This window comes from Duganella sp. Leaf61 (assembly GCF_001421905.1).
Classification (GTDB): Bacteria; Pseudomonadota; Gammaproteobacteria; order Burkholderiales; family Burkholderiaceae_D; genus Rugamonas; species Rugamonas zoogloeoides.
Genome location: NZ_LMLM01000003.1, coordinates 147,339 through 172,229 on the forward strand (window position 1 = coordinate 147,339; position 24,891 = coordinate 172,229).

Genomic DNA, 24,891 nt, shown 5'->3' on the forward strand with positions numbered 1-24,891 from the left:
CAATGCACATCGATTTCGCGCCGCGCAGCCTGCGCCGTACGCTGTTCCACGCCCATCCGGCGCTGCTGGCGGTGGGCGCATTAGGCGTGCTGCTGTGCGCTGGTGCGGTGCTGTCTGCCACCCGGCTGGCCGACGAACGGCGCGACCGCGCGCAGCAGTTGCAACATGTGCAGGAGCGGGCGGCGGCCATGTCGGCGCGGCCGGCGCAGGTGGCCACGGTGGACATTCCCGAAGCCCAGGCCGCGTTCGTGAACGGCGCCATCGCCCAACTGAACCTGCCGTGGCGCGAGTTGCAGGACGCCGTGGCGTCGGCCACGCCACCGGCCATCGCGCTGATTGCCCTGGAACCCGACGCGCGCAAGCAGGTGCTCAAGATTACCGCCGAGGCGGCATCGAGCGACGACATGGTCGATTACGTTTCGCAGCTCAAGCAGCAGGAGGCTTTCAGCGCGGTGGCCCTCACGCGGCACGACGTGCAGGAGACCGACCCGCATCGGCCGTTGCGCTTTCAACTGGAGGCCACATGGGTCAATCGCTGAAACCCGCCACCGGTGCAGGTGCTATCGATGCACCGGGCGTGCAGGCGTTGGTCCTGCGTGCAAGGCTGGCGGTGGCCCGGGTGGGCGCGCCGGCCTGCGTGGCGGTGGCGCTGTGCGTAGCCGCAGTGGCGGCATGGGCGTGGCTGCTGCCGCAGCGTGCGGCCCATGCGCGGTTGATGGCGCAACCGCTGCCCACGCCGGCTTCGCTGCTGGCGTTGCAGCCGGCGATGCCGCCGCCGTCGGCCAACCAGAACCTGGCCGACTTCTATGCCACGCTGGGCGAAAAACGCCACGCCGAGCAGCAGGTGCGCACGCTGTTCGATCTGGCCGCCAAAGCGGGCCTGGCGCTGAACCAGGGCGAATATAAATCCAGCTACGACAAGGCCAGCCGGGTGAGCACGTACCAGGTCACCCTGCCGGTCAAGGGCGGCTACCAGCCACTATGGCAGTTCGCCATGAACGGCTTGCGCGACATGCCGTTTGCCGCACTCGACGAGGTGAGCTTCCGCCGCGAGACCATCGCCGATCCGGTGGTGGAGGCGCGCTTGCGCTTCACGCTGTACCTCAAGGATGCGCCATGAAGCCGTATCACATCGTGATGGGACTGGCGCTGGCCGGCGCCGCCGCGCTGGTGCTGTTCGGCGACCGCACGCCGGCCGGTGAGATTGTCGAGCCGGTGGTGCGCCGTGGTGCGCCTGCCGTCGCCGCATCGGAGCGTGCGCACGACCGTGCCGGCGCCGGGGCCCGGCCCGACGTGGCCATCGCGCGCCTGGTGCCGCGCGCGCAGCTGGTGGGCGCAGCGGGTGACGCCACCTTCGGCGCCGGGGAGGGCGTGTTCCTCGGCCAGAACTGGAATCCGCCGCAGCAACAGCAGCAGCCCACGGCCGCCGAGCGCGCGGCCGCCAACGCACCGGCGCCACCGCCGATGGCGCCGCCGGTGCCATTCAACTATTTCGGCAAGGCCGTGCAGGACGGCGCCTGGGAGGTGTACCTGGCGCGCGGCGACAAGACCTATATTGCGCGCAACCAGACCGTGCTCGAAGGCGCCTGGCGCATCGACCGCATCATGCCGCCGCTGCTCACCATGACGTACCTGCCTCTGAATCAGGTGCAACAAATCAATATTGGAGCAATCGACTGATGGCAAGTCATCTTAAAAAACACCACCGGCGCCTGGCGTTGCCGCCGCTGCTGGCCCTGGTGCTGGCGCTGGGCGGCTGCGCCGGCCAGATGGCCTACCGCGACGGCAATACGCTGATGGCGCAGGACCAGGTGGAGGCAGGTTTGCTCAAGTACCAGGAAGCGCTCAAGGCCGAGCCGACCAACGCCGAATACCGCGCCGCCTACGTGCAGGCGCGCGACCGCGCGGCCCAGGGTTTTATCCGCGAGGCCGAACGCCAGTTGGCCGGCGGCCAGCCCGAGCTGGCCGAGCAGGGCTGGCGTCGCGCCCTGGCGCTCGATCCGGCCAACGAGCGCGCCCGCGCCGGTTTGCGCACGCTTGAGCGCAATGCCCGCCAGGCCAAGCTGCTGGCGATCGCCCGCGAGCATGTGGCCAGGGGCGAGTACGACCTGGCCAAACAGCGCCTCAATGCATTGCTGACCGAAACGCCGTCCAACGAGCCCGCGCGCCAGTTGCTGCGCGAGGTGACGGAAAAGACCGCGCCGTCCGCCGTCGAAACCGGTCTGGCAAAAGCATACAAGCAGCCGATCACCATCGAGTTCCGCGATGCGCCGCTGAAGCAGGTGTTCGAGGTGATCTCGCGCCGCTCCAACCTGAACTTCGTGTTCGACAAGGACGTCAAGACCGACCAGCGCACCACGGTCCTGCTGCGTAACAGCACCGTCGAGGCGGCGATCTATTTCCTGCTGCTGACCAACCAGCTCGAGCAGCAGGTGATGGACGCCAACACGGTACTGATTTATCCGAATACGGCCGCCAAGCAGAAGGAATACCAGGAGATGACGGTCAAGACCTTCTACCTGGCCAACGCCGACGCCAAGATGGTGGCCAACACCCTCAAGACCATCCTCAAGACGCGCGACGTGGTGGTCGATGAAAAGCTCAACCTGCTGATCGTGCGCGACAACCCGGAAGCGATCCGCCTGGCCGAGCGCGTGATCGCCACCCAGGACATGCCCGAAGCGGAAGTGATGCTGGAAGTGGAAATCCTCGAAGTCAAACGCAGCACGCTCATGAACCTCGGCGTGCAGTGGCCGACCAGCATCGGCATCAACCCGCTGACCGACCTTGCCGGCGATCTGACGGTCAACGAGTTGCGCAACCTGAACTCGGACCGCATCCTGCTGTCCGGGATCAGCGGCGCCATCAACATCAACAAGACCGACACCGACTCCAATCTGCTGGCCAATCCGCGCATCCGCGTACGCAACAAGCAAAAGGCGAATATCGTCATCGGCGACAAGCTGCCGGTGATTACACCGACCGTTTCCGGTGGTGGCTTGGGCGGCTTTGCCAGCGACAGCGTGACGTATGTGGATGTGGGCCTCAAACTGGCAGTGGAGCCGACGATTTATCTCAACGATGAAATCGCCATCAAGGTGGAGCTGGAAGTGAGCAACCTGGTCAGCACCCTCACTACCAGGAACGGCAGCACCGCTTACCAGCTGGGCACGCGCCAGGCCAGCACCACCTTGCAACTGAAGGATGGCGAGAACCAGGTACTCGCGGGCCTGATCAACAACGAGCAGCGCGGCACCGGCAACAAGATTCCCGGCGCCGGTGATTTGCCGATCCTGGGCCGCCTGTTCGGCACCCAGCGCGACGACAACCAGAAGACCGAGATCGTGCTGTCGATCACGCCGCGCCTGATCCGCAACGTGCAGCGGCCCGAGGCCTCCGCTTCGGAATTCTCGGCCGGCACCGACGCCAGCTTCCGCCGCCGCCCCGACTTCAGCGCGCGTCCCGCCGTGCAAATGCCGGCGCTGCCGGGCGCCCAGCCACGGCCGGGCGTGGGCGCGGTGGTCGAGCTGGCGCCGCCGGCGCAAACCGCGCCGGTGACGTTGTCGCCGTCGCAGACTTCCGGTCCGTCGCCGCAGCAACTGCAACAGCAGCAGCTACAACAACAGCAGCAGTTCCAGCAATTGCAGCAGCAACAGCAATTGCAGCAGCAGCCGCCACAATCGGGTCAGCCGACGGAGCAGATCGCGCCGCCGGCCGAACCTGCCCCACCAGCTGCGCCTGCGCCAGCAGCGCCGGTGGAAGAGTCGCCGATCCCCTCGGTACCGCCGCCAGTGCAAGATGTGCCGCTGTCGCGCGGCCAGCCGGCGCCGTTGCCGCCGGCGTCGGGCCAGCCCCGCCCGCTGCAATGACCGGGACCTGACGGCGATGCGCGCGCGCGGCTTTACCCTGATCGAACTGCTGGTGACGCTGGCCATCGTCGGCCTGCTTGGCGCACTGGTGATTCCGACCGCGCAGGTGGTGGTGCAGCGTCGCCAGGAGCAGGACTTGCGCGAGGCGCTGCAACAGATCCGCAGCGCCATCGACGCGTACAAGCTGGCTTACGACCAGGGGCGCGTCACGCGCAGCGTGACGTCCACCGGCTACCCGGGCCGCATCGACGTGTTGGTCGAGGGCGTGCCTGACATCCAGAACCCCAAGCAGGCCAAGATTTACTTCCTGCGCCGGGTGCCGCGCGATCCGTTCAATCCCGATGCGGCGCTGACCGATGCGCAAACCTGGGGCAAGCGCAGCTACGCCAGCGAGGCGGACGATCCGCGCGAGGGCGACGATGTCTATGACGTCTACAGCCTGAGCGAGAAGGCGGGCCTGAACGGCGTGCCCTACAAAAAGTGGTGATCATGAAAAAACCGGCCAGGGGCTTCACACTGATCGAACTGCTGGTGGTGCTGGGCATCGTCGCGCTGATGCTCACGCTGGCCGTACCGCGCTACTTCCCCAGCGTGGACAAATCGAGGGAGGTGGTGCTTGCTGATAACCTGCGCAACCTGCGCGGCCTGATCGACCAGTATTACGGCGACACCGGCCGCTATCCCGATTCGCTGGACCAGCTGGTGGAGAAAAAATACCTGCGCGCGCTGCCGCGCGACCCGGTTACCGACAGCGACAGCACCTGGATCATCGTGCCGCCCGAGGATGGCCTGAAGGGCAATGTGTACGACATCAGGAGCGGGGCGCCGGGCAATGACCGCAGCGGCAAGCCTTACGCCGACTGGTGATGCGCGGTCGGCATGTACATCCACGCCGGGAAGGCGGTTTTACCTACCTGAGCGTGATCATCGTGGTGGCGATCATCGGGCTGGTGGCCGCCGCGTCGCTCAAGCTCGGCGCCACGGTCCAGCGCAGCCGCGCCGAGCAGCAACTGCTGGTCATTGGCGGCGCCTTCAGCGATGCGCTGCAAAGCTATGCCGACGCCACGCCGGCCGGCCAGCCGCCGCAACCGCCGTCGCTCAAGGAACTGCTGCGCGACCCGCGCTTTCCCACGCCGCGCCGCCACTTGCGCAAGATCTTTGTCGATCCGATGACGGGCAAGGCAGAGTGGGGCATCGTGTACCTGGGCGGGACAACCAGCGTGATGGCGGTGTACAGCCTGTCGGATGCACGGCCGGTGAAGATCGGCAATTTCCCGGCGCGCTTCCAGAGCCTGGCGGGCAAGCGGAAGATTTCAGAGTGGCGTTTCATGGCCAGCGGTCCCGGCACGCCGGGCATGCAGAGAGCGAACACCGGCGCCGCACCACCCGATGCGCAGCTACCGCCGGCACCAGGCGGCCAGCCGCAGGGGCAGCCATTCCCGGCGCCAGGAGCGGGACCTGGATTTGGGCCTGGGACTGGAACTGGGCCTCTACCGGGATCCGAACCGGTATCAAAGCCGGTACGTGAGCCGGGCCCGGAAGCGCAGCCGGCCGAACCGCCGGCTGAAGCCGAGCCGGAGGCGGAACCAGAGCCGTCAAGAGCGCCGGACCCGGAACCGGAACCGAGAACTGAACCGAGGTCAAGACCGGAACCGGAACCGGGACCAGGTCCGGCACCGCAGAAATAAGCGAACGCGCGGACCTGACTCAGCGCGCCATGCGCTTGAAGTCGCGCGGCCGGAATCCCAGTACCAGCAGTGCGCCGAAGTACACCACGCAGCACACGCCGATCACCAGGAACAGCGCCCCCACGCGCAGCAGGGGCTGGTGCTGCATGGCCAGCCAGTTGACGTGGCTGGCGCTGTACCAGGCCGTGGCGCCCATCAGCGCACAGGCGACTACCAGCTTGGCAAAAAACAGCGGCCAGCCCGGCTTGGGGCGGTAGATGTCGCGCTTGCGCAGGCCAGCGTACAGGAAGCTGGCGTTTACGCAGGCGCCCAGGCTGATCGACAGCGCCAGGCCGGCCACCGCCAGGTGCGGCACGAAGATCATGTTCATCAACTGGGTGGCGATCAGTACGCCGATGGCGATGCGCACCGGCGTGCGGATGTCCTGCTGCGCATAAAAGGCCGGGGCGAGGGTCTTGACCAGGATGATGCCGAGCAGGCCAACGCTGTAGGCGATCAGCGGCTCGGACGAGGCCTGCGTGGCGGCAGCGGTAAATGCGCCGTTCTGGAACAGGGTGGCGATCAGCGGTTCGGCCAGCGTGGCCAGGCCGACGGCGGCCGGCATGGCCAGCAAAAAGGTCAGGCGCAGGCCCCAATCGAGCAGCGACGAGTATTCTTCGCGGTCGCCGCTATTATTGGCTTTAGAAAGACTCGGCAGCAGGATGGTGCCCAGCGCCACGCCCAGCAGGGCGGTGGGGAATTCCATCAGGCGGTCGGCATAGGTCAGGAACGAGATGCTGCCCTCGGCCAGGCGCGAGGCGATGCCGGTGTTGATCAACAGGCTGATCTGGGCGGCGGAGACGGCAAACACGGCCGGTCCCATTTTTTTCAATACGCGGCGCACGCCGGCGTCGCGCAGGCCGATCGCCGGATTCCACGACAGCCGTGGCAACATGCCGATCTTGATCAGGGCCGGAATCTGGATCGCCACCTGCAGCACGCCGCCCACGAACACGGCGATCGCCATCGCGTAGATCGGTTGTTCCAGGTGTTGTTGCAAAAACAGCGACGCCAGGATCGACGAGATATTCAGCAGTACCGGGGTAAAAGCCGGAATCTTGAACTCGCTCCAGGTATTGAGGATGCCGCCAGCGAGCGCCACGAAGGCCATGAACGAGATGTAGGGGAACATCAGGCGCGTCATCCACACGCTGGCGTCGAACGACTCGGGCGCGAGGCCGCCGCCGACAGCGAGCAGCAGCGCGGGCGCGGCGATGATGCCGATGATTGTGACCACCAGCGTGGCCCATACCAGCGTGGTGCCCACGTGGTCGGCCAGCGAACGGGTTTCTTCCAACGTTTTCTTGTTCTTGTATTCGGATAAAATGGGCACGAACGCCTGCGAGAACGCGCCCTCGGCAAACAGCCGGCGCAGCAGGTTGGGTAGGCGGAACGCGATGTTGTAGGCATCCGTCATGCCGCCGGCGCCAAAGGCGCGGGCAATTAAAATGTCACGCAATAGCCCGGTGATACGGGACAGCATGGTCATGCTGGAGATGGCGGCTAGGGTTCTGAGCAAGTTCATGGGGCATGATTATAGTTGCTCCGGGCGGAAAAGATCGCTATAATCGCTGGCTGTACAGAATTCTGTTATGCAGACAATAATTGTTTGGCAGGCAGCAGTTTGACTCACTTGGTTCGGCACACGAACGACCTGTTTGGCAAACGATAATGTTTGCAAACTACCTTTATTTTAGGAAATTCCATGGCAAATACCGCACAAGCGCGCAAACGTGCTCGTCAAGCAGTTAAACAAAACGCGCACAACTCGTCGCAGCGTTCGACCCTGCGCACTGCAATCAAAGCAGTTCGTAAAGCAATCCAGGCTGGCGACAAAGCCGCTGCTGCTGAAATCTTCCAGAAGTCGGTGTCGACCATCGACAGCATCGCTGACAAGAAGATCATCCACAAAAACAAGGCCGCTCGCCACAAGAGCCGCCTGGCCGCTGCTGTCAAAGCACTGGCAACCGCCGCTTAATTCCCCCCTTCGGGAATGGCAGCAAAAACCCGCCTGGCTTCGGCCAGCGCGGGTTTTTTCGCATGGGGCGGCGGTTTCAAGCTCCGGCAGCGGCCGAAGCTTGATTTTTATGGCTTGAGATCCTTGGCCGACACTTCCATCCACTCGCCCGGCAGCAGCGGATGCGTGGCCAGCGAGATGCCGCCAATGGCCGTGCGCAGCAGCCGCAAGGTGGGCAAGCCCACCGCTGCCGTCATGCGCCGCACCTGGCGGTTCTTCCCTTCCTGTAACGTGATCGCCAGCCAGCTGGTGGGCTGCTCGGCGCGCTGGCGGATCGGCGGATTGCGCGGCCACAGCCATTCGGGTTCGGCGATGCGCACGGCCTGGCAGGGCAGGGTGGTGAAGTCGCCGAGGTCGATCGGCGCCTGCAATTTCGCCAGGCTGGCCGCGTCGGGCACGCCGTCCACCTGCACCAGGTACACCTTGGCTTCCTTGTGGTCGGGGTGGGCGATGGCGTGCTGCAGCTTGCCGTCGTCGGTGAGCAGCATCAGGCCTTCGCTGTCGTAGTCGAGTCGTCCGGCGGGGTAGATGTTGGGAATGGTCAGATGGTCGGCCAGGGTGGCCTTGCCGTCCTGCGGCGAGAACTGGCACAGGACCTGGAACGGTTTGTTAAAAAGTATGAGTGCCATGCTGTAGAGGGTGGGATTGGTGTAGGCTAGCGCCTCGCATGATAGTCGTGCATAATGCGAAACAGTGTCTTATGTCTTATAGAAGAGTAGTGCGCTTCTTGATCCTGGAGCAGCATTGTAGCTGTTTGCCTGGTGTCCCCTGGTGCCCATTTAGGAGTACGCGATGTACCAACATATCAATGTCCCTGCCGACGGCCAGAAAATCACCGTCAACGCCGATTTTTCCCTGAATGTACCAGATAACCCGATCATCCCCTTCATCGAGGGCGATGGTACCGGCATCGACGTCACGCCGGTGATGATCAAGGTGGTCGATGCCGCTGTCGCCAGGGCGTACGGCGGCTCCCGCAAGATCCGCTGGATGGAAATCTACTCGGGCGAAAAATCGACGCGCGTGTATGGTCCCGACGTCTGGCTGCCTGAAGAAACCCTGGCCGTGCTCAAAGACTACGTGGTGTCGATCAAGGGGCCACTGACCACGCCGGTAGGCGGTGGCATCCGCTCGCTCAACGTGGCGCTGCGCCAGCAACTGGACCTGTACGTGTGCCTGCGCCCGGTGCGCTACTTCCCCGGCGTGCCGTCGCCGGTCAAGGAACCGGAAAAAACCCAGATGGTGATCTTCCGCGAAAACTCCGAAGACATCTACGCCGGCATCGAATACGAGCAGGGTTCCGAAGGCGCGAAAAAACTGATCGACTTCCTGGTCAAGGAAATGGGTGTCAAGAAGATCCGCTTCCCGGAAACCTCGGGCATCGGCGTCAAGCCGGTCTCGATCGAAGGCACGCAGCGCCTGGTGCGCAAGGCGCTGCAGTACGCCATCGACAACGACAAGCCTTCGGTGACCATCGTCCACAAGGGCAACATCATGAAGTACACCGAGGGTGGCTTCCGTGACTGGGCCTACCAGGTGGCGGTCGAGGAATTCGGCGCCGAGCTGATCGATGGCGGCCCATGGTGCAAATTCAAGAACCCGAAAACCGGCCGCGACATCGTGATCAAGGATTCGATCGCTGATGCATTCTTGCAACAAATTCTGCTGCGTCCGGCCGAGTACAGCGTGATTGCCACCCTGAACCTGAACGGCGACTACATCTCCGACGCGCTGGCGGCCCAGGTGGGCGGCATCGGCATCGCCCCGGGCGCCAATATGTCCGACTCCGTGGCCATGTTCGAAGCCACCCACGGCACCGCGCCCAAGTACGCCGGCAAGGATTACGTCAACCCCGGTTCGCTGATCCTGTCGGCTGAAATGATGTTGCGCCACATGGGCTGGACCGAGGCGGCCAACCTGGTCATCAAGGCCATGGAGCGTTCGATCATCTCGAAAAAAGTCACCTACGATTTCGCGCGCCTGATGGACGGCGCCACCCAGGTCTCGTGCTCGGGCTTTGGCGAGGTGATGGTCGAGAACATGGAATAAGCAGGGGAGCATCCACTGTCAAAGCTCCGTTCCTGTGCAGGGCGGAGCTTTTTTCATTCGGGGGGCAATTGCGCCGCGTAGGATCGGTACAACACTTCGCATCGGTCGAACCCAGCCGTATAGGCGAAAAAAAACCCCGCAGACGGGGTTTTTGTACATCGATGCCACCAGATTACGTGGACTGGATGTTGGAAGCTTGCTTGCCTTTAGGGCCTTGCGTGACTTCGAATTGAACTTTTTGACCTTCTTTGAGGGTCTTAAAACCGTTCATGTTGATTGCGGAGAAGTGCGCGAACAAATCTTCGCCGCCGTCATCTGGAGTGATGAAGCCAAAACCTTTGGAATCATTGAACCACTTAACAGTACCTGTTGCCATAAAAAGAACTTTCAAAATTAAAACTGATCACACGAGCCATAAAAGCAAGATGCTTCTTGCTCCTCCTCACGCCTCACTTCTTATCAACATGTACATTTCTGCACGGAGCCGATAACGCATTGTTAGCGGACCAAATTTGAAAGTCAAGAAGATTTATGGGCATTTTGTTACTTTTAATCGAATTGGTTGAAAAGCAACTCTTGTAATTGACAAACCGGACGCCATCTGCGGCAAGTCAGGAAAACGCGTAAGATGGAAAACAATTAGTTGTGCATGGTGAAATGCACATTGCATCAACCCCGAAAGCATTAGAATATAAGCGTATGGCAACCAAGCATGACACCGAAACCCTACTGGAGCGGCAAGCGCTGAAACCCCCACCGTTGTTCCAGGTGGCGCTGCTCAATGACGACTACACGCCCATGGAGTTCGTCGTTGCCATCATCCAGGAGTATTTCAACAAAGACCGTGAAACAGCCACGCAAATAATGCTCAGTGTTCATCGCTACGGCAAAGGAGTGTGCGGCGTGTTCTCAAAAGATATAGCCAGTACCAAAGTGGAGTTCGTTTTAACGCACGCACGCAAGGCGGGGCATCCCCTGCAATGCGTGATGGAGGAAGTATGATTGCGCAGGAATTGGAAGTAAGTTTGCACATGGCGTTTGTCGAAGCACGACAGGCACGGCACGAATTCATCACGGTGGAGCACTTGCTGCTCGCTCTGCTGGACAACCCATCGGCTGCCGAAGTGTTGCGCGCATGTGCCGTCAACATCGAGGATCTGCGCAAGACCTTGACCAACTTCATCGGCGATAATACGCCGACGGTGCCTGGCACCGGCGAGGTCGATACCCAGCCCACGCTCGGTTTCCAGCGTGTCATCCAGCGTGCCATCATGCACGTGCAGTCCGCTTCGAACGGCAAGAAGGAAGTGACCGGCGCCAACGTGCTCGTCGCCATCTTCGGCGAGAAGGACTCGCACGCCGTCTACTACCTGCACCAGCAGGGCGTGACCCGTCTCGACGTGGTCAATTTCATTTCGCACGGTGTACGCAAGGACCAGCAATCGGAAGCCGCCAAGGCGTCCGAGGGGGGGGAAGAGGGCGCCCCGGGCGCCGAGGGCCAACCGAAAGAAAGCCCGCTCGACCAGTTCACGCAAAACCTCAACAAATTCGCTGCCGAAGGCAAGATCGATCCGCTGATCGGCCGCGACGAGGAAGTCGATCGCGTGATCCAGATCCTGTGCCGTCGCCGCAAGAACAATCCGTTGCTGGTCGGCGAAGCCGGCGTGGGTAAAACCGCGATTGCCGAAGGCCTGGCCTACCGCATCACCCAGGGCGACGTGCCTGAAATCCTGCAAAGCGCCGTGGTGTACTCGCTGGACATGGGCGCGCTGCTGGCCGGCACCAAGTACCGAGGCGACTTCGAACAGCGTCTCAAGGCCGTCCTCAAGCAGCTCAAGGATAACCCGGCCGGCATCCTGTTCATCGACGAGATCCACACCATCATCGGCGCCGGTTCGGCGTCGGGCGGTACGCTCGATGCATCGAACCTGCTCAAGCCGGCGTTGGCCAATGGTCAGCTCAAGTGCATCGGTGCGACCACCTACACCGAGTTCCGCGGCGTGTTTGAAAAAGACCACGCGCTGTCGCGCCGCTTCCAGAAAGTGGACGTCAACGAGCCGACCGTCGAGCAGACCGTGCAAATTCTGCGTGGCCTGAAATCGCGCTTCGAAGAGCACCATGGCGTGAAATACACGTCGTCGGCGCTGTCCACGGCGGCCGAACTGGCGGCGCGCTTCATCAACGACCGTCACCTGCCCGACAAGGCCATCGACGTGATCGACGAGGCCGGTGCGGCGCAACGCATCCTGCCGAAATCGAAGCAGAAGAAAACCATCGGCAAGACCGAGATCGAGGACATCATTGCCAAGATCGCGCGCATTCCGCCGCAAACGGTCAACCAGGACGACCGCAGCAAGCTGCAAACCATCGACCGCGACCTGCGCAACGTGGTGTTCGGCCAGGATCCTGCGATCGAAGCGCTGGCGTCGGCCATCAAGATGGCGCGCGCCGGCCTCGGCAAGTCCGACAAGCCGATCGGTTCGTTCCTGTTCTCCGGTCCGACCGGCGTGGGCAAGACCGAGGTTGCCAAGCAGTTGGCGTTCATCCTCGGCATCGATCTGATCCGCTTCGACATGTCCGAGTACATGGAGCGTCACGCGGTGTCGCGCATGATCGGCGCGCCGCCGGGTTACGTCGGTTTCGACCAGGGCGGCCTGCTGACCGAAGCCATCACCAAGAAACCGCACGCGGTGCTGCTGCTGGACGAAATTGAAAAAGCCCACCCGGACATTTTCAACATCCTGCTGCAGGTGATGGACCACGGCACGCTCACCGACAACAACGGCCGCAAGGCGGACTTCCGCAACGTGATCATCATCATGACCACCAACGCGGGCGCCGAGAGTTTGCAGAAGGCCACCATCGGCTTCACCAACTCCAAGCAGGCCGGCGACGAGATGGGCGACATCAAGCGCATGTTCACGCCTGAGTTCCGCAACCGTATCGACGCGATCATCAGCTTCCGTGCGCTAGACGAGGAAATCATCCTGCGCGTGGTGGACAAATTCCTGATGCAGCTGGAAGAGCAGCTGCACGAGAAAAAGGTCGAGGCGATCTTTACCGAGAACTTGCGCAAGTTCCTGGGCAAGAAAGGCTTCGATCCGCTGATGGGCGCACGCCCGATGGCGCGCCTGATCCAGGACATGATCCGCAAGGCGCTGGCCGACGAACTGCTGTTTGGCCGCCTGGTCACCGGCGGCAAGGTCACCGTGGACCTGGACGAGAAGGACGTGGTCAAGCTGGAGTTCCCCGAACCGCCGGACGCCGCGCCCACCCTGCCGCCGGAAACGGTGGAAGTCGAATAAGCGTCAACGCTGGCAGAAAAACCCGCCCACGCAAGTGGCGCGGGTTTTTTTACGTCCTGATTTTTGCCTGCGGCACCCCGAGCTGTGCCAGAATTGTCGTTCAATCCGACAACTTAACCTGGTCTCCATGAAACTGTCCCGCCTGTCGCAACTGCTGCTGTCCACCGGCCTGCTGGCCACTCAGATCGGCGCCCACGCCGCCGACGCCTACTACCGATTCCCTGCCATCCGTGGCGACGCCGTCGTGTTCACCGCCGAAGGCGACTTGTGGAAGACCGGCGCCCAGGGCGGCGCGGCCCAGCGCCTGACCACGCACGCTGCTGCCGAAACCAATGCCGCCATCTCGCACGACGGCCGCTGGGTGGCGTTCACCGGCGCCTACGAGGGCGCACAGGAAGCGTACGTGATGCCGCTCGCTGGCGGCCTGCCCCGGCGCATCACGTTTGAAAATGGCGCGGTGACGGTGCTGGGCTGGACCGCGCAGGGCGAGGTGCTGGTCAGCACCCAGGACAGCAAGGGACCGTCGGCGCACCGCATCGTCGCGGCTGTCATCCCCACTACGCTGGCGCGCCGCGTGTTTGCCGTGGCCGACGCCAACGACGCCGTGCTCGACGACGCCGGCAAGACCCTGTACTTCACCCGCTACGGCCTGGCGCTGACCAATGACAACGTCAAGAACTACCGGGGCGGCGCCCACGCGCAGCTGTGGCGCTACGATGTCGATGGCAAGGCCGAGGCGGTGCAACTGCTGGCGTCCGATGCCGGCAATAGCAAAAGGCCGATGTGGTGGCAAGGCCGCCTCTACTTCATCAGCGACCGCGATGGCGCCGATAACATCTGGTCGATGACGGCCGTTGGCGCCGACCTGCGCCAGCACACGCGCCACAAGGACTGGGACGTGCGCAACGCCGCGCTGGGCGACGGCCGCATCGCCTACCAGCTGGGCGCCGACGTGCATGTGCTGGACCTGGCGTCGGCCAGCGACCGCCCGCTGGCAATCGACCTGGTGTCCGACTTCGACCAGCAGCGCGCACGCCAGATCCGCTCGCCGCTGGAGCAGCTGACCAACGTCCAGCTGGCGGGTACGCGCGAGCGGCTGGTGCTCACTGCGCGCGGGCGCGTGAGCCTGGCCGGCACCGGCGCCCAGCGCCGCGTCGAAATCGCGATACCCGAAGGTGCGCGGGCGCGCGAGGCGGTATTCAGCCACGACGAGCGCTGGGTGTATGCCATCGTCGATACCACCGGCGAAAACGAAATCTGGAAGTACCCGGCCAATGGCTCGGGACCGGGCGAACGCCTCACAAAAGACGGCATCAGTCACCGCTGGCAGTTGTACCCGTCGCCGGACGGCCGCTGGCTGGGCCACACCGACAAGAAGGGCCGTTTCTGGCTGCTGGACCTGACCACCAAAGCCAATGTCGTGATCGACGACGCCGGCAAGGCGGGCGTGGACAAGCACGACGAAATCGTCTGGTCGGCGGATAGTAAAAACCTGGCCATCGTGCGCGCCGCCAGCACCGAGCAGCGCGAGCAGATCGGCCTGTACAACCTGGCTTCAAAACAGCTGGCGTTCGTCACCAGCGACCGGTTCACGTCCGGTTCGCCGGTGTTTTCGTCGGACGGCAAGTGGTTGTACTTCCTTTCGGCCCGCAACTTCACGCTGGCCAACGGTTCGCCGTGGGGCGATCGCAATATGGGCCCCGTGTTCGACAAGCGCACCGGCGTGTATGCGCTGGCGCTGCAGCCGGGTAACCGCTTCCCGTTCAAGCCGGACGATGAACTGAGCCTGCCGGGCGAAAAGAGCGCGGTCGGCACCGAGGACAAGGCGGTTGAACAGGCGGCTGAAAAAGCGGCAGAAAAAGCCGTGGAAAAAGTCGCCAAGACCACCGACGCCAAGCCGAAGGCCAACGCCGGCAAGACACTGCCAGCCATCGTGTTTGCCGGCTTGCAGGACCGCCTGTACGAAGTGCCGCTGGCGCCGGGGAACTATCGCGCGCTGGCGATGGACGACAAGCGCCTGTACTACCTCGAGAGCGAAGCGCCTGGCGGCAAGGCCAACCTGAAAACGCTGGCGATTGCCGCCAACGGCCCGCAGCCGGAAACCTTTGCCAGCGGCGTGCGCGAGTTCGACCTGGCGCAGGACAAAAAGCACGTTTACTATCGCACCTTTGCCGCCGGGCCGGGCGAGATGATCATCGTCGATGCGGGCGCCAAGGCGCCAGCCGATATCTCCAAGGCCAGGGTCAAGGTGGACGACTGGAGTTTTACGTCCAACCCGCGCCTGGAGTGGAAGCAGATGTTCAACGACGCCTGGCGCATGCACCGCGATTTCCTCTACGACGCCAATATGCGCGGCGTGGACTGGGCTGGCGTGCGCCAGAAGTATGCGCCGCTGGTCGAGCGCGTGACCGACCGCGCGGAACTCAACGATATTCTGGGCATGATGGTGAGCGAAGTGGGCGCGCTGCACTCGCAGATCCGTCCCGGCGACTTGCGCCGCTCGGCGCCGGAAGGCACGCCGGCCGGCCTGGGCGCGCTGCTCACGCGCACCGCCGATGGCTACCAGGTCGATCACATCTACCGCAGCGAACCGGAACTGCCGTCCGAGCGCGGACCTTTGGCGCAGGCCGGCGTGGACATCAAGGAGGGCGAGATCATTACCGCCGTCAACGGCAAGCCGGCCAGCGAAGCGCGCGACATCGCCGACCTGCTGCTCAACCAGGCCGGCAAGCAGGTGCTCTTGCAGGTCAAGGACAAGAACAACCGCAGCCGGCCGGTGATCGTACTGCCGGTGGATATGACCAAACAGGCGGCGCTGCGCTACAGCGACTGGGAACAGAGCCGCGCACGCCAGGTGGAGGCGGCGTCCGGCGGACGTATCGGCTACCTGCACCTGCGCGCCATGGGCGCGCGCGACATCGCCTCGTTCGCACGCGACTTCTACGCCAACGTCAACCGCGAGGGCCTGATCATCGACGTGCGCCGCAATAACGGCGGCAATATCGACAGCTGGATCATCGAAAAACTGCTGCGCAAGGCGTGGGCCTTCTGGTCGTCGCCGGGCAGCCAGCCCGCTCCGAACATGCAGACCACGTTCCGCGGCCACCTGGTGGTGCTGATCGACCAGCTGACGTATTCCGACGGCGAGACCTTTGCCGCCGGCGTCAAGGCGCTGGGCCTGGCGCCGCTGGTGGGCATGCGCACTGCCGGCGCCGGCGTATGGCTCAGCGATAACAATCGCCTGAGCGACGACGGCATGGCGCGGGTGGCGCAGAACGGCCAGTTCAATACGGCCGACGGCCACTGGCTGATCGAAGGCGTGGGTGTGACGCCGGACGTGGAAGTGGACAACCTGCCGCATGCCACCTTCACCGGCCAGGATCGTCAGCTGGAAGTGGCGCTGGACCTGCTGGCGCAAAAGCTCAAGGCGCAGCCGGTGCAGCCCTATACGCCGCAGAAGATCCCCGCATTGAAGTAAGGTGTGCGAAAGCGGACAGCGCCGGTGTTCGACTATGAACAGCCGCTGCTGAATGCGCGATTCCCGGCGCGGAAAGTGCCGTGGCACGCTAGTTGCAATGTCACGGCATCACCACTTCAGGATATTCAATGAAACTCCAGGACTTCCGCATCGGCTGGCGCACCTTGCTGCACGAACCCGGCTACTCGCTGGTCGTGATCCTCGGCTTGGCCGTCGGCTTGTGCACCTGCATCCTGCTGCTCGGGTATGTCCGCTATTCGCTGCAATACGATGCGCACGTGCCGAACGCCGACCAGATGGTCGTGGTTACGCAGCGCTACAACGTCGATCCGCAGTCGCCGCTGCACGATGTGGCGCCGGCCTTCCTGCGCCAGACCGCCCTGGCAACGCCCGGGGTGGTGGACGCCACCGTGTTCTTCCCGTCGCGCCCCGAGACCACGCCGCTGGTGGTGCGCATCGGCGAGCATCGCCACCACTTGCAGGGACTGCTGGTGCTGCCCGGGTTTGCCGACATGCTGGGATTGCAGGCGGTGCAGGGCGACCTGCACCAGGCGCTCGCGCAACCGGATGCGGTGGTGCTCACCCAGGCCACCGCGCAGCGGCTGTTCGGCACCACCGACGCCGTGGGCCGCACCATGCAGGCCGAAGGCAAGACGGTGCGCGTGGGCGCGGTCGTGCGCACGCCGCCACCGACCACCACGATCCCGTTCGACTCGCTGCTGGGCGCGAATTCCACGCTCACCGACCCGATGGTGCGCGACGAACTGCTGACCGGCCAGCAGGGCTGGATGGGCAAGGTGCTGCTGCGGGTGACGTCCGAGGCTGCGCTGCCGGCCATCGTCGCGGCGTTGCAGCAGGCGGTCGATCGCGCACCCAGCCTGCGCAATGTGCCGCCCGAAACGCTGGCGCGGCTGGGAACGCGCAAGATCATGGACATCGGCGTCACGCCGCTGCGCCACGCCTACTTCGACCACCAGGTGCAAGGCAACCGCGTGTTCAAGCCCGGCAGCCGCGCCAACCCGGCGGTGGTTGCCGCGCTGGCCGCCATCGCGTTGCTGGTGCTGGCGCTGGCAGCCATCAATTACGTCAACCTGGCTACCATTCGCGTGCTGCGCCGCCAGCGCGAGGTGGCGGTGCGCAAGGTACTCGGTGCCAGTGCGCGCCGCCTGGTGCTGCACTTCGTGGTGGAATCGGTGGCGGTGTCCGTGATGGCCACTGTGCTGGGACTGGTGCTGGCGTGGCTGGCGCTGCCGCAGTTCTCGCTGCTGATGAACCGCGATCTCGATGGCCTGCTGTCGCTGCCGCACATCGCCGCCGCGCTGGCGCTGGGCGCCTTGCTGGGCGTGGCGACGGCGCTGTACCCGGCGTGGATCGCGTTGCGCGTGCTGCCCACGCAGGTGCTGGCGGAACGTGGGGACAGCGAATCGATGGCCGGCATGCGCTGGCGCCGTGCGCTGACTATCGGGCAGGTGGCAATCGCCATGGGCTTTGTGAGCGTGACCGCCGCCGTGGCCTGGCAGACCGCGTTCGCGCTGCGCGCCTCGCCGGGCTTCGATCCGGCACCGTTCGTCATTGTCGATCTGCCGGCGCCGGTGCGTGACAGCGCGCCCGCGCGCGCGTTCATGACCGCGCTGGCCGCGCAGCCGGGCGTGCAGGGCATCGTCATTTCGGAAGACCCGGTGGGACGGCTCGACCAGGCGTGGACGCGCGAACTGCGGCGTGAGGGCGGCCCTGGTGCGGGCATGGAAATGAAAGGCGTGAGCGCCAATTTCTTCGAGCTGTATCGCATCGCGCCCGAAGCCGGACGGCTGTTCCAGACGGCGCTGGACAAGGAAGACGATCCGGTACCGGTCGTGCTCAACGCGATTGCCACCCGCGACCTTGGCTTTGCCTCGCCGCAGGCGGCGGTTGGGCAGGTGGTGCTGTTTACCGGCTTCGACGGCAAGGTCGTGCGCAAGCGCGTGGTGGGCATCGCGCCCGACCTGCATTTCCATACGCTGCGCGAGGCGCCGCGCGCCACCGCCTACGAGTTATGGACGGCGGGCGTGGCGCTGAGCGTGCGCGCATCGGCACCGGCCGCGCAGGTGGAAGCGCTGGTGCGCGACCTGTGGCCGCGCTACTTCCCCGATGCGATCATGCATACCGAGCGCGCCGGCGCTATCCTGGCGGCGAACTACGCCGACGAATCGCGCTTGTCCACGCTGCTGGTCATTGCCACCGCCATCGCGCTGGCGATTGCCGCCTTCGGCACCTACGTGTTGTCGGCTACCACCGTGCAGCGCCGCGCCAGGGAGATCGTGCTGCGCAAGCTGCACGGCGCGCGTAGCGGCGATATCGCTCTGCTGGTAGTGCGCGACACGGGTGTGCTGGTGCTGGTCGCCGCCATCGTCGGCTTGCCGCTGGCGGCACTGGCCATCCAGCGCTACCTGGCCGGCTACGTGGCGCATGCACCGGGCGGCTACTGGACCTTGCTGCTGTCGCTGGCAATGACTGTCATGGTGGCGCTGCTGGCAATAGCGCGGCAGGCGCGCGTGGCCATGCGCATGGCGCCGGCGGATGCGCTGCGCGCCTGAGCGCCATCAGAAATTGGTGAGGCTACGGAACTGGGCGGCGCGGCGGCGCGACACTTCGATCTCCGCGCCATCGCGCAGCGTCAGATCCAGCCCGCCTGCATCATTGGACACCACCCGCTCGACGAAGCCGAGATTGACGATGTGGCGGCGGCTGGCGCGGAAAAACCTTTGCGGATCGAGCCGTTCTTCGAGCTGGCTCAGGGAGCGCAGCATGAGCGGCTGGTGCATGTCGAAATAGGCGCGCGTGTAATTGCCCTCGGACTCGAACATGCGGATGTCGTCGAGGGCGACGAACCAGCAACGCTCGCCGTCCTTGATGAACAGTTTTTGGGGCATGGCGGCGGGTGTGGCTGCCGGCAGCACATCGGTAAAGCGTTGCGCCGCGCAGCGCTGCAGCGCCGCCGCCATGCGCGCGGGCTGGATCGGCTTTTGCAGGTAGTCGAACGCGTTGACTTCGAACGCCTGCAAGGCGTAGCGGTCGAAGGCGGTTGTAAAAATCACCTGCGGCGCGGCGTCGAGGGCGGCCAGCATGTCGAAACCGCTACCGCCCGGCATTTGCACGTCGAGGAACACCAGGTCGGGTTTTAACGAGGCGATCTGCTGCATGCCGTCGGCGGCGTTGGCTGCTTCGCCGACGATGTCCACGTACGGGTGCGTCGCCAGCAGGCGCCGCAATTCGGCACGCGCCAGGCGCTCGTCATCGATCAGCAGTACCCGCATGGTTTGCATCATGGCAGCTCCGGCACGGTCATGGTGGCGCGCACCCAGCCATCGTCTTCGGTCAGGTCGAGCCGGGCGCCGGCGCCCAGTATCAACGCCAGCCGCTGGCGCGTGTTGGCCAGCCCCACGCGGGTGGAATCGGTGAACGGCGCCAGCGCGCCATGGTTGGCGATGTCGATGCGCACCACCTGGTCGGTGTCGCGCCACGCACGGATGCGGATGTCGCTGCCGGTGGGGCTGGCCTCCACGCCGTACTTGACGGCGTTTTCCACCAGCGTTTGCAAGGTCATGGGCGGAATGCGCACCGCGTCCATGCCCGGACCGATATCGATGACGATGCGCAGCCGTTCCTCGAAGCGGATTTTCTCGATCGCCAGGTAGGCTTGCACCGCTTCGATTTCTGCCGCCAGCGGCACGGTGTCGTGGTGGCCCGATTGCAGCGCGTAGCGCATCACGCTGGCCAGCTGGTCGATCATTTGCGCGGCCGCGTCCTGGTCCTGGTACACCAGCGCACGCACGCTGTTCATGCTGTTGAAGAAAAAGTGCGGATTGACCTGCGCCTGCAAGGCGCGCAGTTCGGCTTCTTTCGCGCTCAGTTGCAGTTGCAGCGCTTCCGCTTCGAGCCGGGCATTGCGGCGCAGGTAGGCAACCAGCATGTAAAAAATCGTCCAGACCAGGTACACGCCCCACCAGAACAGCAGCGCCCCCGGCAGCCAGCCGGCACCATGTATCTCGCCGAACGGCTTGATGACGAAATAGCCGACCGTTTGTATCGCCGAGGCTGTGGCCGACGATCACCGGTTGCGCCAGTTTGTTGGCGGCGATGTACTCGCTCAACTGCTGTTCGGCGGTGGCCAGCAGCGGGCCGTCGATGGCCGGTACGCCGGCAAAGCCGGCCAGGGTCAGCACGTGGCAGCGGCGCGCGCCGCAATAGCGCTTGATGGTGCCGTCCCATACCGCTCCCGACGATGCCAGGCCCGGGATCAGTATCATCGGCGCCCCGGTGGCGTTGCCGGTGACGTCGATCTTGAAGGCAGGGGCGGCGATGGCCGTTGAGGCGAGCAGCAAGCTGGCGGTGATGGCGGCAACGGTGCGGGCGAAGGACATGGCGTTTCTCCGTGATGGGTAGGTGTGGCCATGTTAGCGGTGGGGTTCACGGACGGCGAGCGCTGGTGGATGAGCGGTCGCTGGCAGGTGATGAACGGCGTGACGCTTTTAAGGCGTGACGGTTTGACCGCCGTCCTCCGCACGCAACCGGCGCCACAGCGTGGTGCGGCTGATGCCCAGGTAATTGGCGGCCGCGTCGCGCCGGCCGCCAAAGCGGGCCAGCACCTCTGCCGTGCTTGCCGTCTCGCGGTGCGCCCGGCCGATGCTGAACGACGATGCAGTGGCGCCGGCGGCAGCGCCGCCCGCGCCGGTGTTGCCTACATCAGCGCCAGCACCGGCGCCAATACCGCCGTGGCCTGCCAGCTCCGGCGCCACGCCAACGATGAACGCGGGCGTGAGCGCCTGCAGTGGCTCGGCCGCCAGGAACAGCGCCAGGCGTTCGGCCACGTTGCGCAGTTCGCGCACGTTGCCGGGCCACGCGTACGCTTGCAGCAGCGGCGCGCACGCCGCGATCTCGGCGCGCAGGTTGGGGTGCGGCCTGGCGCCGAGCGACGCCAGCGCATGCTTGAGCGACCATTCGGCCAGCGCCGCCACGTCGCCGGGCCGCGCGCGCAGCGGCGGCAGCGCCAGGCGCAGCACTGCCAGCCGGTAGAACAGGTCGGCGCGGAAGCGGCCATCGCGCACGCGCTGCTCGAGGTCGCAGTGAGTGGCGCTGATGATGCGCACGGCAACGGCGATGGGCCGCGTGCCGCCCACCCGCACCACCTGCCGTTCTTCCAGCACCCGCAGCAGGCGGGTTTGCAGCGTCAGCGGCATCTCGCCGATCTCGTCGAGGAACAGGGTGCCGTGGTTGGCCGCCTCGAACAGCCCGGCGTGGCCGCCCCGGCGCGCGCCGGTAAACGCACCGTCTTCGTGGCCGAACAGTTCCGATTCGAGCAGCGACTCGGCGATGGCGCCGCAGTTCACCGCCACGAACGGCCGGTTCTGGCCCAGGCTGCGCGGTCCTTCGTTGTGAATCGCCTGCGCTGCCAGTTCCTTGCCGCTGCCGGTTTCGCCGGAGATCAATACCGTGGCCGGCGATTTCGCATACAGCACCACCGACTGGCGCACTGCTTCCATGGCGGCCGATTCGCCGCGCAAATCGGTGATGCCGTGGCGGGCGCGCAGCGTGTCGATCGCGCCGCCCGTGGTGGCGCCGCGTGCGCGGCCCCGGCCCCGGTCCATTTCAAGCTGGGTCAGGCGCGCCAGCTCCAGCGCATCGTCGAACGCATGGCGCACCGATGCCGCCGAATACACGAACACGCCCGTCAGCCCCGCCTCTTCGGCCAGGTCGGTGATGCGGCCGGCGCCGACGATTGCCTTGATGCCGGCCGCTTTTAAATCGTTGACCTGGTCGCGCGCGTCTTCCTCGGTCACGTACGTGCGCTGTGCCACGTCGATGTCGAAGGTGGTGGTGAATTCGGCCAGCTCCTGCAGCCGCTCCTGGTAAGTGACGATGCCCACGTGCGGGGACACGCGCCGCGCCCGTGCCAGCGCCTGCATCACGTCGAAGCCGCTGAAGCGGGCCACGACCACCGGCACCGACAGTCGGCTTCTCAGGTAGGCGGCGTTGGAGCCGGCCGCGATGACAGCGTCGCAGCGCTCGGTGGCCAGGCGCGCGCGGATATGGCGCACGGCGTCGTCGAAGCCGAGGTGGATTTGTTCGATGGTGGCGCGGTTGTCGTATTCGAGCGTGATGTGGCGGAACACGTCGGACAGGCGCGAGACGGAAACGGTCCAGAGAACGGGTTTGTCGTCAGGATCGAGCGGCAGGGAAGGAGGTAGGCGCATGTTTCAATTGTAGTGCAGTTGTTTCGATGTTTCAAAATGAAACAATTTTGCAACATATAAAATCAGCAAGTGATTGATTTTAAAGGAGGTAGCGGGTGGCACGGCGCTTGCAAAGTAACGCCTAACTTCACCGCAACATTGAAAGGTCACCCATGAGTTATTCCGCAGGCGCCGCATTCCGCCAGGCCGTCCAAGAAGAATCGCCGTTGCAGGTCGTCGGCGCCATCAACGCCAATCACGCCTTGCTGGCCAAGCGCGCCGGTTTCCGCGCCATCTATCTGTCGGGCGGCGGCGTGGCGGCCGGCTCGCTCGGCTTGCCCGACCTGGGCATCTCGAGCCTGGATGACGTGCTTACCGACATCCGCCGCATCACCGACGTGTGCGACCTGCCACTGCTGGTCGATGCCGATACCGGTTTCGGCGCCTCGGCGTTCAATGTCGCGCGCACGGTCAAGACCATGATCAAGGCCGGCGCCGCCGCCATGCATATCGAAGACCAGGTGGGCGCCAAGCGCTGCGGCCACCGCCCCGGCAAGGAAATCGTCTCGCAGCAGGAGATGGTCGATCGCGTCAGCGCCGCTGTCGATGCGCGCACCGACGACCAGTTCGTGATCATGGCCCGCACCGACGCGCTGGCGGTCGAAGGACTGGACGCGGCGATCGCGCGCGCTGTGGCATGCGTGGAGGCGGGCGCCGACATGATCTTCCCGGAAGCGATGATCAGCCTCGAGATGTACAAGCAGTTCGCTGCCGCCGTAAAGGTACCGGTGCTGGCCAACATCACCGAATTCGGTTCCACGCCGCTGTTCACGGTGGACGAGCTGCGCGACGCCGACGTGGGCCTGGTGCTCTATCCGCTGTCCGCGTTCCGCGCCATGAACAAGGCGGCTGAAAATGTGTATGGCGCGATCCGCCGCGACGGCACCCAGCAAAATGTGCTCGATACCATGCAGACGCGCGCCGAGCTGTATGAACGGATCAATTACCATAGCTTCGAGCAGAAGCTCGATGCCTTGTTTGCAGCTCAAAATGCGGCCCAGAAAAAATAACGGAGACCACCATGACCGACACCACCACCACCTTCAAACCGAAAAAATCCGTAGCCCTGTCCGGCGTGGCGGCCGGGAATACCGCGCTGTGCTCCGTCGGCAAGACCGGCAATGACCTGCACTACCGTGGTTACGACATCCTCGACCTGGCCACCACCAGCGAGTTCGAGGAAATCGCCTACCTGCTGGTGCACGGCAAGTTGCCCAACGACGGCGAGCTGCGCGGCTACAAGGCCAAACTGCGCTCGCTGCGCGGCCTGCCGCAGGCCGTCAAGTCCGCGCTGGAAGCCTTGCCGGCCGCCGCCCACCCGATGGACGTGATGCGCACCGGCGCCTCGGTGCTCGGCTGCGTGCTGCCGGAAAAGGACGACCACAATGTGCCCGGCGCGCGCGACATCGCCGACCGCCTGATGGCGTCGTTCGGCTCGATGCTGCTGTACTGGTACCACTACAGCCATAACGGCAAGCGCATCGACGTGGAAACCGACGACGATTCGATCGGCGGCCACTTCCTGCACCTGCTGCACGGTTTCAAGCCGCCCGCGAGCTGGGTGCGCGCCATGCACACGTCGCTGATCCTGTACGCCGAACACGAATTCAACGCGTCCACCTTTACCGGCCGCGTGATCGCGGGTACGGGTTCGGACATGCACTCGGCGATCACCGGCGCCATCGGCGCACTGCGCGGTCCCAAGCACGGCGGCGCCAACGAGTTCGCGTTCGAGATCCAGAAGCGCTACGAAAACGCCGACGAAGCGGAAGCCGACATCCGCAACCGCGTGGCCAACAAGGAAGTGGTGATCGGCTTCGGCCACCCTGTGTACACGATTTCCGATCCGCGCAACGTGGTCATCAAGGAGGTGGCGCGCCAACTGTCGCAGGACGGCGGCTCGATGAAAATGTTCGACATTGCCGAGCGGCTCGAAACCGTGATGTGGGACGTGAAAAAAATGTTCCCGAACCTGGACTGGTTCTCGGCCGTGTCGTACCACATGATGGGCGTGCCCACCGCGATGTTCACGCCGCTGTTCGTCATTTCGCGCACGTCCGGCTGGGCCGCGCACGTGATCGAGCAGCGCATCGACAACAAGATCATTCGCCCCAGCGCCAACTACGTCGGCCCGGAAGACCTGCAATTCGTACCGATCAAGGACCGTTCGTAATGAC

General features: G+C 64.5%; 22 protein-coding genes. 16 read left to right on the forward strand and 6 right to left on the reverse strand.

Annotation, left to right across the window (positions count from 1 at the left end):
* The first annotated feature begins 2 nt into the window (after window positions 1–2).
* From ASF04_RS06205 to ASF04_RS06235, 7 genes are read left to right on the forward strand one after another with little or no spacing between them, the layout of a single operon-like run.
* Window positions 3–539 (forward strand): PilN domain-containing protein, encoded by a 537-nt coding sequence (locus ASF04_RS06205; protein WP_082488582.1) that lies wholly within the window; start codon window positions 3–5, stop codon window positions 537–539.
* Window positions 524–1,120, forward strand: a complete 597-nt coding sequence (locus ASF04_RS06210; protein WP_056139114.1) for a hypothetical protein — start codon at window positions 524–526, stop codon at window positions 1,118–1,120. The genes ASF04_RS06205 and ASF04_RS06210 overlap by 16 nt, the downstream gene beginning before the upstream one ends.
* A complete protein-coding gene (locus ASF04_RS06215; RefSeq protein ID WP_056139116.1) occupies window positions 1,117–1,680 on the forward strand; it encodes a hypothetical protein in 564 nt (187 codons plus the stop codon). Before ASF04_RS06210 ends, ASF04_RS06215 begins: the two co-directional genes overlap by 4 nt.
* Window positions 1,680–3,869 (forward strand): secretin N-terminal domain-containing protein, encoded by a 2,190-nt coding sequence (locus tag ASF04_RS06220; RefSeq protein ID WP_056139118.1) that lies wholly within the window; start codon window positions 1,680–1,682, stop codon window positions 3,867–3,869. Before ASF04_RS06215 ends, ASF04_RS06220 begins: the two co-directional genes overlap by 1 nt.
* 16 nt (window positions 3,870–3,885) lie before the next feature.
* On the forward strand, window positions 3,886–4,356 hold the full coding sequence (locus ASF04_RS06225) for a type II secretion system protein (protein ID WP_056139121.1): 471 nt from the start codon (window positions 3,886–3,888) through the stop codon (window positions 4,354–4,356).
* 2 nt (window positions 4,357–4,358) lie between these two features.
* Complete coding sequence (locus ASF04_RS06230) at window positions 4,359–4,736, forward strand: type II secretion system protein (protein WP_056139123.1); 378 nt, start codon at window positions 4,359–4,361, stop codon at window positions 4,734–4,736.
* On the forward strand, window positions 4,736–5,557 hold the full coding sequence (locus tag ASF04_RS06235) for a type II secretion system protein (RefSeq protein WP_056139125.1): 822 nt from the start codon (window positions 4,736–4,738) through the stop codon (window positions 5,555–5,557). The genes ASF04_RS06230 and ASF04_RS06235 overlap by 1 nt, the downstream gene beginning before the upstream one ends.
* 19 nt (window positions 5,558–5,576) lie before the next feature.
* On the opposite strand, the gene murJ is transcribed toward ASF04_RS06235, so the two are convergent.
* Complete coding sequence (gene murJ, locus ASF04_RS06240; protein WP_056139127.1) at window positions 5,577–7,121, reverse strand: murein biosynthesis integral membrane protein MurJ; 1,545 nt, start codon at window positions 7,119–7,121, stop codon at window positions 5,577–5,579.
* Window positions 7,122–7,301: 180 nt separating this feature from the next.
* Between murJ and rpsT the strand changes: the two genes are divergently transcribed.
* Window positions 7,302–7,574: a 30S ribosomal protein S20 gene (gene rpsT / locus ASF04_RS06245; RefSeq protein ID WP_019921878.1), complete on the forward strand. Its 273-nt coding sequence runs from the start codon at window positions 7,302–7,304 to the stop codon at window positions 7,572–7,574.
* Between the two features lie 107 nt (window positions 7,575–7,681).
* Here rpsT and ASF04_RS06250 read toward each other — a convergent pair whose 3' ends face one another.
* Window positions 7,682–8,242, reverse strand: coding sequence for a pseudouridine synthase (locus ASF04_RS06250; RefSeq protein WP_056139129.1), 561 nt, complete (start codon window positions 8,240–8,242; stop codon window positions 7,682–7,684).
* A 163-nt stretch (window positions 8,243–8,405) separates the two neighbouring features.
* Here ASF04_RS06250 and icd point away from each other — a divergent pair, with 163 nt between their 5' ends.
* Window positions 8,406–9,662, forward strand: a complete 1,257-nt coding sequence (gene icd, locus ASF04_RS06255) for an NADP-dependent isocitrate dehydrogenase (protein ID WP_056139131.1) — start codon at window positions 8,406–8,408, stop codon at window positions 9,660–9,662.
* Window positions 9,663–9,834: 172 nt separating this feature from the next.
* Here icd and ASF04_RS06260 read toward each other — a convergent pair whose 3' ends face one another.
* Entirely contained in the window at window positions 9,835–10,038 is a 204-nt protein-coding gene (locus ASF04_RS06260; RefSeq protein ID WP_019921881.1) for a cold-shock protein, read from the reverse strand.
* A 323-nt stretch (window positions 10,039–10,361) separates the two neighbouring features.
* Here ASF04_RS06260 and clpS point away from each other — a divergent pair, with 323 nt between their 5' ends.
* The 4 genes from clpS (at window position 10,362) to ASF04_RS06280 (ending at window position 19,018) form a co-directional block, all read left to right on the forward strand.
* Entirely contained in the window at window positions 10,362–10,664 is a 303-nt protein-coding gene (gene clpS / locus ASF04_RS06265) for an ATP-dependent Clp protease adapter ClpS (RefSeq protein ID WP_019921882.1), read from the forward strand.
* Window positions 10,661–12,967 carry an ATP-dependent Clp protease ATP-binding subunit ClpA gene (clpA, locus tag ASF04_RS06270; RefSeq protein WP_056139133.1) on the forward strand — a complete coding sequence of 769 codons (2,307 nt, stop codon included), beginning with the start codon at window positions 10,661–10,663 and terminating at the stop codon, window positions 12,965–12,967. The genes clpS and clpA overlap by 4 nt, the downstream gene beginning before the upstream one ends.
* Window positions 12,968–13,094: 127 nt before the next feature.
* Window positions 13,095–16,445: a S41 family peptidase gene (locus ASF04_RS06275; protein WP_056139136.1), complete on the forward strand. Its 3,351-nt coding sequence runs from the start codon at window positions 13,095–13,097 to the stop codon at window positions 16,443–16,445.
* A 128-nt stretch (window positions 16,446–16,573) separates the two neighbouring features.
* Window positions 16,574–19,018 carry an FtsX-like permease family protein gene (locus ASF04_RS06280; protein ID WP_056139137.1) on the forward strand — a complete coding sequence of 815 codons (2,445 nt, stop codon included), beginning with the start codon at window positions 16,574–16,576 and terminating at the stop codon, window positions 19,016–19,018.
* A 6-nt stretch (window positions 19,019–19,024) separates the two neighbouring features.
* On the opposite strand, the gene ASF04_RS06285 is transcribed toward ASF04_RS06280, so the two are convergent.
* The gene (locus ASF04_RS06285) at window positions 19,025–19,750 is read right to left on the reverse strand and encodes a LytTR family DNA-binding domain-containing protein (protein WP_229204943.1); all 726 of its coding nucleotides are present in this window, start codon (window positions 19,748–19,750) and stop codon (window positions 19,025–19,027) included.
* Window positions 19,747–20,394 (reverse strand): sensor histidine kinase, encoded by a 648-nt coding sequence (locus tag ASF04_RS06290; RefSeq protein ID WP_229204944.1) that lies wholly within the window; start codon window positions 20,392–20,394, stop codon window positions 19,747–19,749. Before ASF04_RS06290 ends, ASF04_RS06285 begins: the two co-directional genes overlap by 4 nt.
* 281 nt (window positions 20,395–20,675) lie before the next feature.
* Here ASF04_RS06290 and ASF04_RS06295 point away from each other — a divergent pair, with 281 nt between their 5' ends.
* The gene (locus tag ASF04_RS06295) at window positions 20,676–20,867 is read left to right on the forward strand and encodes a hypothetical protein (RefSeq protein ID WP_156368547.1); all 192 of its coding nucleotides are present in this window, start codon (window positions 20,676–20,678) and stop codon (window positions 20,865–20,867) included.
* An 86-nt stretch (window positions 20,868–20,953) separates the two neighbouring features.
* Here the strand turns inward: ASF04_RS06295 and prpR are convergent, their stop codons facing one another.
* The gene (prpR, locus tag ASF04_RS06300; RefSeq protein ID WP_056139141.1) at window positions 20,954–22,675 is read right to left on the reverse strand and encodes a propionate catabolism operon regulatory protein PrpR; all 1,722 of its coding nucleotides are present in this window, start codon (window positions 22,673–22,675) and stop codon (window positions 20,954–20,956) included.
* A gap of 152 nt (window positions 22,676–22,827) precedes the next feature.
* On the opposite strand from prpR, the gene prpB reads away from it, so the two are divergent.
* Window positions 22,828–23,724 (forward strand): methylisocitrate lyase, encoded by an 897-nt coding sequence (gene prpB, locus ASF04_RS06305; protein WP_056139143.1) that lies wholly within the window; start codon window positions 22,828–22,830, stop codon window positions 23,722–23,724.
* A gap of 11 nt (window positions 23,725–23,735) precedes the next feature.
* Window positions 23,736–24,887, forward strand: coding sequence for a 2-methylcitrate synthase (gene prpC, locus ASF04_RS06310; protein WP_056139145.1), 1,152 nt, complete (start codon window positions 23,736–23,738; stop codon window positions 24,885–24,887).
* Window positions 24,888–24,891 lie beyond the last annotated feature (4 nt).